Here is a 13,040-nt window from a genome sequence, read left to right as displayed (position 1 = left end):
AGGCGTTGGGACATCTGGTGTAAAATCAAACCGATCATTTTACTATGTAAGGAGTGCTTTGTCTCTCACTAGCAATGTATGAGGTCCTGGGGGAGTTACTCAAGAGGGGCGCTTGAACATTATGTGCGCCTAGCCGATTACAACAAGATGTATCAAGATTAAGATGGCTAGCTTAGCTGTACTTCATGGTGATTATCTTAAGGTTATGGCAGCGTGCGTCAAGTACAAAACCGCAAAAAATACTATATGTATGTACAGTATTTGGCTGGTTGTCAGCTAACAGTAACTTGCTGCGTTCTAGCGAGTATGTCAGCATACTTATGGACTTAAACAAACTTTGTGAATGGAAATTTTATGAGCGTGTATCTGGATTGCAACGCAACTACACCAGTATCTTCTTCTGTAGCACAAGTAGTTACACATTTTATAAATGAAGAATTTGGTAACGCAGGTAGCCGTACACATGAATTCGGACTGGTCGCAAAACAGGCAGTTGAAAAAGCTCGCAGCCAAGTTGCCTCATTAGCTAATGCAGATAAGTCCGAGGTGGTTTTCACGAGTGGTGCTACCGAGAGCAATAATATTGCTATTCTTGGCCTGCAGGCAGAAGCACGAAAGTCTGGTAAAAAGCACATAATTACTACTCGTATAGAACATAAAGCTGTCCTTGAGCCTATTGAATTTCTCGCATCAAATGGTTTTGAAGTGACGTACCTTGATGTCGGAGAGAGTGGAGTCTTAGATCCTGTCACACTCGAAAATTCATTGAGAGAAGACACTATCCTCGTTTCGATAATGCATATAAATAATGAGACAGGGTCAATCCAACCGATCAACGCTATTTGTAATGCATTAGAAAACCACGATGCTTATTTTCATGTAGATGCCGCTCAAGGATACGGTAAGTACCCTGAGGATTTAATTAATCCTCGTATAGATATGATTAGTATAAGCGGCCATAAGTTATATGCCCCAAAAGGCATTGGTGCACTTATAATCAGAAGAAGGGGGTTTTCAAAAATTCCGTTGGCGCCTTTAATGTTTGGTGGTGGGCAGGAAAAAGGATTGCGCCCAGGTACTTTGCCTGTCGCATTAATCGCCGGTTTAGGTCAGGCATGCTTAGATGCACAACAAAATTATTTAATTTGGCGTTCTAAATGCGAAGAAATTAAATTATCCATGATAAAGCTATTTGACTCTTTGGGGGGCGAGATTAATGGCTCAAATACCGCTAGCCATGTTTTAAATATATCTATACCGCATGTTAATTCTGAAGCAGCCATGGTTGCTTTGAAAGGACTGATCTCAATTTCTAATGGGTCAGCCTGTACATCGCAAAATTACACAGCAAGCCATGTGCTTGCTTCGATGGGCTTTGATGATGAGCGGATAGAAAATGCCATTCGCATATCTTGGTGCTATATGACAGAAAATATTCCGTTTGATTTGATTTATGAGCGAATCAAAGGGTTAATGTGATGTCTAAGACAATAATTGATGCTGCTATTAAGGCCTCTACAATAATTGGAAAAGCTGCATCGATAGATGAATTATATGAAACTATCATAAGTAATAATTTGTGCGTGTTTGGTGCGAAAGATCCAAAATCTGTTTTGAGGATAACGCTTGATAGACACTGCATTAATAAAAATCTGGGTGTTATGCATCAGAAACGGTACTATAAAAAAATTATAGATGGCTGTTATGAATTACTAGTGAGTATCTCTTTCACAGAAAAGAATGTTATGGAAGAGAGCTTGCAGAGCAAAGCTGATGAAGTTGAGAGTTCAATTCGAGATATTTATTCCTTAGCCTCTGTGCAGAGGGGTAAAGTTAAAGGCGAGATTTTAGAATGCCTTGTCCAACTTCATCCGGACCAGTTCGAAGAGTTTTGCCGGATATTTCTAACAAAATATGGCTTTCTTGAAATGGAATTAACGAGCAGAGGCCGTGATGGTGGTATAGATGTCAAAGGAGCTCTGAAAGTTGGCTTGTCTTATATGCGTGTCGCAGTTCAATGTAAAAAATACTCACCGTCCAATAAAGTTGGTAGGCGCGCTATTTCTGAGTTCAGAGGGAATATTACTGGTGAATTTGAACAGGGTATTTTCATTACAACGAGTAGTTTCACCAAAGAAGCCGCTGAGCTATCTTTTAAGCCGTCATGTGTTCCAATAATTTTAATCGACGGGCAGCAACTCTCTGATTTTATGATTGAAAAAAGGATTGGTGTTGAAAGAGAGCTTGTTGAATTATATAACTTTGAACAAGATCTTCTTTGGGTTTAATACTTCGAGTCTGAGGGTTTTGTTAATTTTGAACTTGAGGACTGGTTATTACTTTGTGAGCCTAATTGTTTGGTAGGTACTATAATTGATTTTTCATATTGTTATAGACATTATCATGTTTTTTAGTAGCAGAATTGGTAAGTAAGTATTACTCAATGCTTCTTGTTATCGATGTAATTTGCTGATTTTAAAGCAATTAGCCTCTGTTTAATATTTTATCCTGCTCAATGTATCTTTACATAGCTAGAGACTGTTCTTCTTAGTATCTATTTTCTGAAGCCCTCTCGCATTTTTTTAAATTTCCCCCGCATCAAACCGCTGTATTTATAATCAGTCCTGTATAATGAGCATCAGAAATTACGCCGAATGGCAAAGAAACTATCAAAGAAAATATAAAGATGAATTCGCGATATGAAGGTGCTGCAACACCCCCATACCGCTAACCACAAACAACTATGAAGGAGTTGAAAATGGCTGCGACGAATTTTAAGCCAGAGTTTACTGTTTGCAAAACAGAATCAGACGCTTTCACCGGCATGATTGAAAACCGCGAGCTGGTACGCAAAAACAGCGCCCGCCGTCTGCACGGCAACCCGCCCAACGCGGCGCCCGTTCATCCCCGCGCGGAAACGCCGCAGGACAGTGCCGCCTGCTGCGAACTCTATGCTCGCATAGACATGAAATACCTTCTTCTGGGTGGCGATTGGTTAAAACGCGCGGGTTTCATCAACGGCATGCCCGTAAAAATCCGCGCCATGAAAGATTGCATTGTGATTACGCCGCAGCATACAAGAGAATTATGGGGATGCCTGGAGGGTATGAGCGTGGTGAATATCAATAAGCAGAAAGTCGCACAGTGGTTGAAGACCTTTCCGGGAGCGCTGAATGATACAGGTGATGTTCCGGTGATTAAGCGGGGGAGTGGGAAGGCCGTTTAAACTTAAGACTAACGAGTGCGGGCATATGAGCACATGCCCGCACTACGCTAAAAGTAATTCAATCATGATGTATTTGTTCTTTCACAGCCTTAACCAGCACAGCATGAAGCTCGCCAATGGTTAAATCGCGTATCACCGGTTCCGGAATGCCTCGCAACCTGCGAATCAAGCGGCAGATACCAAAGTAATCTATGCCCTCGGTGCTAAAAAGAAACTCGTTTTCAGCGAGGGAAAAAGTTTTTTCATAGCCATCTTCTTCAGTGACGAGCGTAACGCCAAACGCTTCCTCGCAGTCTTCAATCAGGGCATCGCCATCCATGCCACAGATATCGAGGTCGGCTTCGATTAGGGTGTTTTCATCGATGCGCTTGCGATGATGTCCAGAGGACTGACGTACAACCTCAATGACCTGCGAAAGAGTGGGGTGCATTATGTTGGATTCCGTGGGTGAAGATATGACGTAGACATTGATTAATAGACCGAGTTAACGCCTGGGACTTATTATTGAAGGTACAAAGAAAATCAAAACAATCCAAGCAAACATCCCAATGATTTTTAGCGGCCAGGGTTCGAATACATCAAAGCACACAATTGCGCCTATAACTAATAGCGGTCCTCCTACTAATTCTACTATCCCATCGAAAATATTTAACTTATGAGGCAATACACGATTCAGTAAAACGGCCATGAAATGTGCGCATCCTAAAGTGATGATTATAGCTATAGTGCATTCTTTCCAGTTATCAGTGACGCCCACACATATGAGGCATAACACAATCACAAAAACACAAAGTAACGTATTCAGCATGGAAATAATAAACTTGCTCATAACAGTTGCCGCGACGTTTAAAATATAAAGAGTCTATGAATATAGCGCTCTCAACAGAATGACAAACGACATTGGCTAATAACGCATTTAAGAATTTTTGCACCTCGCTTATTTTAGTAATAAGCGGGTTAGCGGCTTCATGCCAATTCCACGCACTCCACCGCTAAATCTAACTTAACTAAACACCGGCACCCCCAGCCCCACCTTCACCTCCCTCAACGTCGCCTGCGTCACCCCCTGCGCCCGTTCGGTCCCGCGCTTCAGCATCGCCATCAGCTCTCCCTTGTCCCGCATATACATCGCCCTGCGCTCCCGCATCGGCGCAATCAATTCCTGCAAACACCCCTCCAGCTCGTTCTTGCATGCCCGGTCACCCAGCCCGCCCGCCTGATAGTGCGCCTTCATCGCCGCCACTTTGGCTTTGTCCGGATGAAACGCGTCGAGGTACGTAAACACCACGTTCCCCTCAATCTGCCCCGGGTCGCTCACCTTCAGGTGGTTCGGGTCGGTGTACATGGCGCTGACCGCACGGTGAATGGTCTCTTCGCTGGCCGACAGGTGCAGCGTGTTGCCGAGCGATTTCGACATCTTGGCGCTGCCGTCGATGCCGGGCAGGCGGCTGGTGTCGCTCAGCATCGCCTTGCAGTGGCGCAGCACCGGGGCGGGCAGCAGGCTGTTCATCTTGTGCACAATCTCGTTGGTCTGCTCAATCATCGGTAGCTGGTCGTCGCCGACGGGCACGCACTCGGCCTTAAACGCGGTGATGTCCGCCGCCTGGCTGATGGGGTAGGCCATAAACCCGACCGGCAGCGAGCGGGCGAAACCCTTCTGCGCAATCTCGTTTTTCACCGTCGGGTTACGCTCCACGCGGGCGACGGTGACGATGTTCATATACAGCATCGTCAGCTCGGCGAGGGCGGGCAGGGCGGATTGCAGGCAGATCGTGGTCAGGTTCGGGTCGATACCGGCGGCGAGGTAGTCGGCAAGCACTTCGGGGATGTTGTCGCGAATTTTTTGCGGGTTGCTGCCGTTGTCGGTCAGCCCCTGCAGGTCGGCAATCAGCACAAACTGGTTGTGCGTCTGCTGCAACGCCACGCGCTGGCGCAGCGATCCGACGAAGTGGCCAAGGTGCAGCGGGCCGGTTGGGCGGTCGCCGGTGAGGATGGTCTGCGGGTTCATAAAGACTCCTTAACGTTGTAAAGCCGAAAGGGGTCTTAGAAATGTGAAAGCCGCCTTTCGGCGGCTATCTGAAAATGGGGAAAACTACTCCGTGCCGCCTTTAAGAAGGCAGCCACCAGCGGTTTACGGTGAGCACGGCGTGGTTTATGTTCATGCTTTTACCGTATCACGTCCGGCGCGAAAAACAAAAGGGCACGTCATGCTGCAATCACTCAACCACCTGACCCTCGCGGTCAGCGACCTGCAAAAAAGCATCACCTTCTGGCACGAGCTGCTGGGGATTGCGCTGCACGCCCGCTGGAATACCGGGGCCTATCTCACCTGCGGCGACCTGTGGGTCTGTCTGTCGTACGACGAGGCGCGCCAGTACGTGCCGCCGCAGGAGAGCGACTACACCCACTACGCGTTTACCGTGGCGGAAGAAGATTTTGAACCGTTCTCGCAAAGGCTCAAGCAGGCGGGCGTCACCGTCTGGAAGCAGAACAAAAGCGAGGGGGCGTCGTTCTATTTTCTCGACCCGGACGGACACAAGCTGGAGCTGCGCGTGGGCAGCCTCGCCGCGCGGCTGGCGGCGTGTCGCGAGAAGCCCTATGCGGGCATGGTGTTTAGCTCAGACGAGGCTTGAGGCGCGTACCTTCAGCCTGCCCGCCAGCGTCACGTGCGTGGCGGCATCTTCCTGATTGCACAGGTACTCCACCGCCAGCCGTCCCAGCTCGCTGTAGGGCAGCTGGATACTGGTCAGCGGCGGGGTGAGCTGCTCGGAGATCTTCTGGTCGTCGTAGCCCGCCAGCAGCATATCCTGCGGGATGCGCACGCCGTTCACCGCCAGCGCCTGATAGCAGCCAATCGCCAGCCAGTCGCTGGCGCAGAAGATGGCGTCCGGACGCTCGGCCAGTTCCAGCAGAGAGGTGGTGGCGGTAAAGGACTCGCTGAACTGCCAGTTGGTCTGGCGCACCAGGCCGTCTTCGCACGCGAGTCCGGCCTGCTGTAATGCCGCCTGGTAGCCCGCCAGACGCTGGCGCGATGCCTCCATCCAGCTCTCCCCGGTAATGTGGGCGATGCGCGTGGCCCCGCAGGCGATGAGGTGTTTAGTGACCTGGAAGGCATTGGCGTAGTCGTCCGGGATAAACGACGGCAGCAGCGGCGAGCCGGGGTCGCGCTGGTTGAGCAGCACCAGCGGGATGCGGGTGCAGTCCTGGAAGGCCGTCATGTCCACCAGCGTGGTGACCGGGGACGCGAGAATAATCCCGATGCAGTTGCGTTTCTCCAGCTGGCGGATAATGTTCAGCGCCAGCTCAATGTCGTCGCCGTAGTCGTACACGGTGAGCAACGTCTCGTTGCGCCACGCGGCTTCCCGCGCCTGGCTGATGGCGTCGATAAACGGGTCGAAGCTCTGCATAGAGCTGACCAGCAAGGCGATCTCTTCCTGGTTGCGCGGGGCGTGAACGGCGGGGAGGCGGTCGTAGCCGAGCTCGGTAGCGACGCCAATGACCCGCTGGCGGGTGTCGTCGCTGAGCTTGATGTTGCGGGACTGGTTAAGCACCAGCGATACCGTCGCCTGCGACACGCCCGCCGCCCGCGCAATATCGTTCATCGTCACTTTCGTTTTTCGCTTCATCCGTCCTCTCCCTTTCGCGACTTCGCATCATACCCTAACCGCACGCTTTAGCGCCGTCGATCACGTTTCTCATTCATCGAAGCGTGAACTTTGTGAGGGGCATCGCTTTTCTAAACGCCGTGATTTGCGCATTTATCCTGCAGCTAATATTTATTAGCTAAATATTATCAGTAAGAGGACGCGTAATGAAAGAGCAGTGGAGCAGGGAGCAGGCACAGGCGTGGTATGAGCAAAAAGACTGGCTGTGCGGGTTTAACTATCTGCCGTCGACGGCGGTGAACTGGACCGATATCTGGCAGGAAGAGACCTTCGATGCCGCCACCATCGAGCGCGAGCTGGGCTGGGCGGCGGACGCGGGCTACAACACCCTGCGCATCAACCTGCCGTTTATCGTCTGGGAGCACGACCGCGACGGGCTGATGGCGCGCATCGACCGGTTTTTGACGATTGCCGACGACCGCGGGTTCAGCACCATGCTGACCCTGATGGACGACTGCGGCTTCTCCGGCGACGAGCCGTACCTCGGCCCGCAAAAGCCGCCCGTGCCGGGCAAGCACAACAGCCAGGCGGCGGCCAGCCCGGGGCGCGACAAGGTATGCGATCCCGACTGCTGGGCAGACATTGAGCGCTATATCCGCGACGTTGTCCGCCAGTTCCGCGACGATAAGCGCGTGCTGCTGTGGGATCTCTATAACGAGCCGGGCAACCGCGGCATTTTCGCGACCGGCACGCAGGAGGTGCAGTACGACGCGAAGCTGGAGACCTGCGCCCACGCGCTGATGAAGCTCGCGTTCCAGTGGGTGCGTGAAGAAGACCCGACCCAGCCGCTCACCGTCTGCGCGTGGCGTCTGCCGCCGGAAGAGGAGGGCGAGACGTTCTTCCAGCACCCGCTGGACCAGACCGCGCTGGCGCTCTCGGACGTGGTGAGCTTCCACGCCTACACCCACACCGGGCGCATGACGGCGATTATCCAGCAGCTGCAACAGCTTGGTCGCCCGCTGTTCTGCACCGAATGGCTGGCGCGCCACGTGGGCAGCACCATCGAGGAGCAGCTCCCGCTGATGTACGCGGCGAAGGTCGCGCCGTACCAGTGGGGGCTGGTGCGTGGCAAAACCCAGACGTGGCTGCCGTGGCCGGTGGTGATGAAGGAGTCCACGGACTACTGCCGCCTCTGGTTCCACGACGTGTTCGAGGAGAACGGCATTCCGTTCTCGCGCCGTGAAATCGCATTAATGCAGCAGCTGCGCAAGATCGCCCCGAAAGTTCAGGGCTAATAATATCGACCCGGCGGACCACCGCCGGGCAACCAGGCAGGCATATATCAATGGCAACGACAATGAAAATACCGTCTCGCGAGCTGTGGTCTTATTTTGGTTATGGATTAGGTCAGTGTTTTAGCTTTGGTTTAGTGGGTTCGTTTATTAACTATTTTTACACCGACGTGCTGGGGATCTCGGCACTGGCGGCGAGCACCATCTTCCTGATTGCCCGCGCGTGGGACGCGGTTCACGATCCGCTGTTTGCCAGCATTATGGACACCATTAACAGCCGGTTCGGCAAGTTTCGCCACTTTTTGCTGATCGCGCCGCTGCTGATCACCGGCGTCACGCTGCTGTCGTTCTATAAAATCGAAGCGGACATGACCACCAAAATCCTCTACGCCGGGGTGACGTATATCCTGTGGGGGACGCTGTACGCCATCTCCGATATTCCGTTCTGGTCGATGTCGTCGGTGATGACCAACGACTCCGCCCAGCGCACCCGTGCGGTGACGGCGGCGATGCTCGGGGTGAACGCCGGGATTGCCTGCGCCAACATCTTCTTCCCGAAGCTGGCGGCGTTCTTCGCCCAGTACAGCAACGATAAAGGCTACTTTATGGCGGCGCTGGTGATGATGCTGGTGGGCCTGCCGCTGATGCTCAACGGCTTTATGCAGATCAAAGAGCGCGTGCCGCCGAGCCCGGAAAAGGTGACCATCCGCGATACCTTCCACAACCTGCGCCAGAACAAGCCGCTGTTTATCGTCCTGCTGTCGTTCTTCTTCTGCGTGTTCCACAACGTGGCGGGTGGGCTGTATATCTACTTCTTTATCAACAACCTGGGCGATGGCAGCCTGCAGATGGCGATTGGCGTGATGGGGATTATCGCGGCGGTGCTGTGCCTGGTCGCGCCGATGCTGACGCGGCGGATGCAGAAGCGGAAGCTGTTTATGATCCTCTGCGGGCTGGACGTGGCGGTGCGCGTGGTGATGTGGTTTGTCGGGTATCAGCAGGTGACGATGCTGTTTATTCTGCTCGGCCTGAGCACGCTGTTCGTGATGATGACCAACATCCTCACCTCGTCGATGATTGCCGACACCATCGAGTACGCGGAGTACCACACCCACAAGCGCTGCGCGGCGATCACCTTCTCCGGGCAGACCTTTACCGGCAAGATGTCGGTGGCGGTGGGCGGCGGGTTGATCGGCGTGTTTCTGACGATGATCGGCTACGTGCCGCAGGCGCAAATCCAGAGCGAGGGCGTGCTGTCGGGGCTGTTCTTCGGGATCTGCCTGCTGCCGGCGATAGGGTCGCTGATCCGCATCGTGTTTATGTCGCGCTTTACCTTTACCGAGGAGAAGCACGCGGAGATTTGTCGGCTGCTGGCGGAGCGGAACGCGTCTGCGAAAGCGCCGGGTGGCGGCTGCGCCTTACCCGGCCTACAGGACCAGCCCTTGTAGGCCTGATAAGCGAAGCGCCATCAGGCTTCGCTTTTAAAGATTCAATGCTTTAGGGAGGTAGAGTGTCGAGTTCAGAATGCTGGTTCCGATGGCAAAGGGGACGACCCACAGACGTAGCGCATGACCCTCCAGATTATGAAGTTCAAAGGGATGAGGGAGAGCATCACTAAAATCTTCGTATTCAGGATAGATGAGTAACATATCGCCACGGTTATCGAGATATTTCACCCCGTAGGCCTGCATCTGATACAGATCATGTTGTGAAATATTAAAGCCAGGTTTATGAGGCTTAATCTTCTTCCATTTCGTATCGCAGATAACTGCAGAATGCGTCGTGTCGTTATGCGGGCGAAGCCAGATATCTGGCTTGAGCCTGAACATATCCTTCGTGTGGTAGCGAGCGAGACTGTGCGCTTTGGCCTGAGTATCAATCCGATAATGTCGATGATGATGATGCCGCATCCATGCGGCAACGAAGGATTCAAAAACCGCTTCCATTGGAAAGAGTAGCGATATGGCATTGGCATGACCCTGCATACAGTGAGGAGACTCGCCCAGTAATATGAGTTTTGCCCATTCCAGTGCCTGCTCATAATGATGCATATGCCTGTCCAGGCGAACCTGACTAAAAGCATACGCGACATCTACCACGGGCGGAATGGTCTCAAAGGTTGATCGTAACGACTGAAGTTGTCTGACGAGTTCAGCGTTGCGGGTCAGGCGGGAGACATTATCGATAGCCGTTTTCAGTAGGCGGTTTTCGGGCCGATTGACGCTGTATTCGTCATATTCCACCTGAAAACGATCGCGCCGAACGCTGTTTTTAGTTAGCTGCGCTGAAATCAGTAATTTGCCTTTCATCCAGGCAAGATTATCCTGCTGGCGAAGGTAGTCCCGTTTAAGACCCTGTTGGAGGATCGACTGAACGCTGCTGATAAATTGTTGAATAAAAATATCCATCAGTGGCATACGCGAGGTCTGAATGCTGGCGGATGTCGTTGCAATATGTCGGAAGGTTTTCAGGGTACGCAGCATCATCATCAACTGTTCTCGTGCGTTGTCATTGCCCGTTTTCGGCAACACTTCAATAAACGCACCGCCCGGCAGCGCAATTACGCCTACGTAGTTTTTGACCTGCAATGCCTGAACCCGACCCACAGAACGAAGGGTAAGCAGCCGGCCGTCATACTCTGCGTTATCACTTAAACAGCGTTGTACAAGCCATTGAAAAAGCGTATTCGGCAGTGCGATCGCATGCTCGACGCGGCTCCGATCGTTATCGCTAATCACATAACCATGCTCAAAAATCGTCCAGTAACGACCGGGTGTCATTCCTCGCTCTCCTGGCGAATGGCTGCTGGGGCGTATATCTGGCGGTAAGCAAGCGGATCATTCCATACCGGTTTCGACTCGCTGGAAAGGTGATAGCTAATCCCTGCTTCCTGCAAATCCTCAGCTGCATCAGCACCGAACAACCGCAGGAAGTTCCCTTCACTGTTTATCGATGAAACGAACTGTAAGCTATCGTCCTTTTTCTGGTTGTCTCCAAGAACCAGGCGAATTTTTTGCCAGTCGTTGTAGAAATACTCCTCCAGTAACGGGAGGATTTTGTTTTTCATAATGCGTTTAAGCAGATCGAAGGCGGCGTCTTCGTCATGTTTAACCTGGATAACCGGCATGAAAAAGGCGTGCCCCAGCGTATGTTCATTGTCATACAACGCCTGGATCCTTGCGTTAAGAGTTTCCAGCAGACGTTCAAGCTCAATTCCCTTGATCGTCGTGCCTGCCAGTAGGCTGGTGTCAGGTAACATAGGAACGAACTCAAAGCGGCGGCGGAAAGCGGTATCAAGCGCCGTCAGGGAGCGATCTGCGGTATTCATCGTACCGACAAGGTAGAGATTATTGGGAACGCTAAACGATGTACCAGAATAGGGAAGTGAAACGCTGAGTTCCTCTGCTTCGCCTGCACGCTTAGAAGTTTCAATCAGCGTGATGAGTTCGCCGAAAATTTTAGAAATATTGCCGCGGTTAATTTCGTCGATAATCAACACGAAATTTTGCCGTTTACCGCCTGTTGACTGCGCAGGTGTGGGCGGAATCTCACTCTTTTCGACCAGATACGCGAGGATCCCTCGTACATAAGAAACGTTATGGATTTTGGCATTGTTATCCTGATACCAGGCGCGAATGTCCTTGAGGTACGCATTATAGCCCTGACCCAGATCCTCTTTTTTACTGTGCTCCGGGAAAATCCCAAAAGCGGTTTCACTTTTGTAGGTCACACGGAACGGATTGCCGTTGTGGGTGCGGAGCGTAATGCTCTCTCCTTCCGAAAGCCGCTCCTGTAACTGTACGAGTGCGTTATCCAAAGTCCGCAGCGCACCTGCGTTGCCAAAGGCGGCGTCATCACAAATTTGTTTAAAAATTCCCGGCTTGATGTCGTAACGTACGTTGCCGTCATCGGTAGTCTCTGCCCGCAATCCTTCGATAAACTCTTCGTAGCCGAAGCTCTGATGAAAAGTAATAAAGCGGATTCGGTTTTCTCCCATCAGGCGGTCATAAATTTTCTTTAGCTCGCGTCGGCGTTCACTCTCTTCTTTTCCGTCCAGTCGGGCATATGCCTGAGGCTCGCAGGCGCGCACGGCAATATCGATGGTTTTATAGGTTTTACCTGTACCTGGAGGTCCATACAGGATGCGGTTTTTGGGGAGCTGAAGATCGTGGGGTTCGGAGCCTTGTTCGTCTTCATCATCACCCGTACTGTCAGGCGTCACCAGGGTATCATTTTTCTCAAGGATGAAATGTGCGTACAGATGCCAGAGCGACATATTTAGCGTGATGGAATCAATCTCAGATCCGATCGCCTGGTTTAATGCCTCTTTAAGCTCCATGTTGAGGTCAAACCAATCGCCCTCGCCAGACAGGCCCAAATCAAAGCGGTTGTTACAGTAGTTGTAGATCCGGAAAAATGCGTCAGTGTTGACGATATTGCTTATATGCTCTGGATACATAACGGCAAACGCACGATGACAAAGAGCCCAGTATACTTTTTTCAGGATCTTTTGGTCTTTGAGCGCCTTGAGTTGTCCAATCACCTGCTCATAGTTGGTGCGTGTACATTCTTTAGACATCTGGCGAGAAAGCTCGCGTAGCTCCTCTATTGCGCCGTTAAATTCATTTATCGACATGCCGCCTTGCTTGACACTGGCGACTCCATTGGAGCGATTGTACCAAAGCTCATGAAGCGTCTCGTCTGAGAAGTTGGGTCGTTCATTCTGAACTTGTTGACGAAGCGCGCGAAAAGACGGTCCCCACTCGGGGCTATAAGTATCGTTATTGGCCGTGTGAGAGGTGAAAAATGAGAGTAAGTCGGTATGTTCCTGAACCATTACCTGCTCCAGAGCGAAAAGAGGCGAATATTTTCCTCATCTTATAAGAATTATCTGTGAAGCGTCACTGCCTGTTCAGG

At 51.5% G+C, this 13,040-nt stretch carries 11 protein-coding genes; 6 read left to right on the top strand and 5 right to left on the bottom strand.

The features are described 5' to 3' along the window. Nucleotides 1-354: 354 nt before the first annotated feature. From dndA to N037_RS24340, 3 genes are all read left to right on the top strand, one after another. Nucleotides 355-1,479, top strand: a complete 1,125-nt coding sequence (dndA, locus tag N037_RS18770) for a cysteine desulfurase DndA (protein WP_032642748.1) — start codon at nucleotides 355-357, stop codon at nucleotides 1,477-1,479. Next, a complete protein-coding gene (locus N037_RS18765; protein WP_032642747.1) occupies nucleotides 1,479-2,288 on the top strand; it encodes a restriction endonuclease in 810 nt (269 codons plus the stop codon). Before dndA ends, N037_RS18765 begins: the two co-directional genes overlap by 1 nt. 470 nt (nucleotides 2,289-2,758) lie before the next feature. Continuing rightward, nucleotides 2,759-3,226, top strand: a complete 468-nt coding sequence (locus tag N037_RS24340) for a SymE family type I addiction module toxin (protein WP_072164017.1) — start codon at nucleotides 2,759-2,761, stop codon at nucleotides 3,224-3,226. A gap of 58 nt (nucleotides 3,227-3,284) precedes the next feature. Here the strand turns inward: N037_RS24340 and N037_RS18755 are convergent, their stop codons facing one another. Continuing rightward, nucleotides 3,285-3,656, bottom strand: coding sequence for a hypothetical protein (locus N037_RS18755; RefSeq protein ID WP_032642746.1), 372 nt, complete (start codon nucleotides 3,654-3,656; stop codon nucleotides 3,285-3,287). A gap of 573 nt (nucleotides 3,657-4,229) precedes the next feature. Next, entirely contained in the window at nucleotides 4,230-5,234 is a 1,005-nt protein-coding gene (trpS, locus tag N037_RS18750) for a tryptophan--tRNA ligase (RefSeq protein ID WP_032642745.1), read from the bottom strand. 199 nt (nucleotides 5,235-5,433) lie between these two features. Here trpS and fosA point away from each other — a divergent pair, with 199 nt between their 5' ends. Then, complete coding sequence (gene fosA / locus N037_RS18745) at nucleotides 5,434-5,859, top strand: FosA/FosA2 family fosfomycin resistance glutathione transferase (protein ID WP_032642744.1); 426 nt, start codon at nucleotides 5,434-5,436, stop codon at nucleotides 5,857-5,859. Here fosA and N037_RS18740 read toward each other — a convergent pair. Then, nucleotides 5,845-6,852: a LacI family DNA-binding transcriptional regulator gene (locus N037_RS18740; RefSeq protein WP_023334349.1), complete on the bottom strand. Its 1,008-nt coding sequence runs from the start codon at nucleotides 6,850-6,852 to the stop codon at nucleotides 5,845-5,847. The two genes, fosA and N037_RS18740, sit on opposite strands and share 15 nt — an antisense overlap. A 185-nt stretch (nucleotides 6,853-7,037) precedes the next feature. Here N037_RS18740 and N037_RS18735 point away from each other — a divergent pair, with 185 nt between their 5' ends. After that, nucleotides 7,038-8,126, top strand: a complete 1,089-nt coding sequence (locus N037_RS18735) for a cellulase family glycosylhydrolase (RefSeq protein WP_023334350.1) — start codon at nucleotides 7,038-7,040, stop codon at nucleotides 8,124-8,126. 50 nt (nucleotides 8,127-8,176) lie between these two features. Continuing rightward, complete coding sequence (locus tag N037_RS18730; RefSeq protein WP_032642743.1) at nucleotides 8,177-9,571, top strand: MFS transporter; 1,395 nt, start codon at nucleotides 8,177-8,179, stop codon at nucleotides 9,569-9,571. Nucleotides 9,572-9,604: 33 nt separating this feature from the next. Here N037_RS18730 and N037_RS18725 read toward each other — a convergent pair whose 3' ends face one another. Together N037_RS18725 and N037_RS18720 are read right to left on the bottom strand one after the other, a co-directional pair. Further along, nucleotides 9,605-10,903 (bottom strand): McrC family protein, encoded by a 1,299-nt coding sequence (locus N037_RS18725; RefSeq protein WP_032642742.1) that lies wholly within the window; start codon nucleotides 10,901-10,903, stop codon nucleotides 9,605-9,607. Continuing rightward, a complete protein-coding gene (locus N037_RS18720) occupies nucleotides 10,900-12,960 on the bottom strand; it encodes an McrB family protein (RefSeq protein ID WP_032642741.1) in 2,061 nt (686 codons plus the stop codon). Before N037_RS18720 ends, N037_RS18725 begins: the two co-directional genes overlap by 4 nt. Nucleotides 12,961-13,040 lie beyond the last annotated feature (80 nt).

The organism is Enterobacter sp. EGD-HP1 (assembly GCF_000733275.2).
Lineage (GTDB): Bacteria > Pseudomonadota > Gammaproteobacteria > Enterobacterales > Enterobacteriaceae > Enterobacter.
This window is presented reverse-complemented; position numbering and strand designations above follow the sequence as displayed.

Bases quoted from the DNA above. Each gene is read 5' to 3' on its own strand.
- trpS (WP_032642745.1), bottom strand. From the start codon at position 5,234: ATGAACCCGCAGACCATCCTCACCGGCGACCGCCCAACCGGCCCGCTG.
- N037_RS18720 (WP_032642741.1), bottom strand. From the start codon at position 12,960: ATGGTTCAGGAACATACCGACTTACTCTCATTTTTCACCTCTCACACG.
- N037_RS18725 (WP_032642742.1), bottom strand. From the start codon at position 10,903: ATGACACCCGGTCGTTACTGGACGATTTTTGAGCATGGTTATGTGATT.
- N037_RS18730 (WP_032642743.1), top strand. From the start codon at position 8,177: ATGGCAACGACAATGAAAATACCGTCTCGCGAGCTGTGGTCTTATTTT.
- N037_RS18765 (WP_032642747.1), top strand. From the start codon at position 1,479: ATGTCTAAGACAATAATTGATGCTGCTATTAAGGCCTCTACAATAATT.
- fosA (WP_032642744.1), top strand. From the start codon at position 5,434: ATGCTGCAATCACTCAACCACCTGACCCTCGCGGTCAGCGACCTGCAA.
- N037_RS18755 (WP_032642746.1), bottom strand. From the start codon at position 3,656: ATGCACCCCACTCTTTCGCAGGTCATTGAGGTTGTACGTCAGTCCTCT.
- N037_RS18735 (WP_023334350.1), top strand. From the start codon at position 7,038: ATGAAAGAGCAGTGGAGCAGGGAGCAGGCACAGGCGTGGTATGAGCAA.
- N037_RS18740 (WP_023334349.1), bottom strand. From the start codon at position 6,852: ATGAAGCGAAAAACGAAAGTGACGATGAACGATATTGCGCGGGCGGCG.
- N037_RS24340 (WP_072164017.1), top strand. From the start codon at position 2,759: ATGGCTGCGACGAATTTTAAGCCAGAGTTTACTGTTTGCAAAACAGAA.
- dndA (WP_032642748.1), top strand. From the start codon at position 355: ATGAGCGTGTATCTGGATTGCAACGCAACTACACCAGTATCTTCTTCT.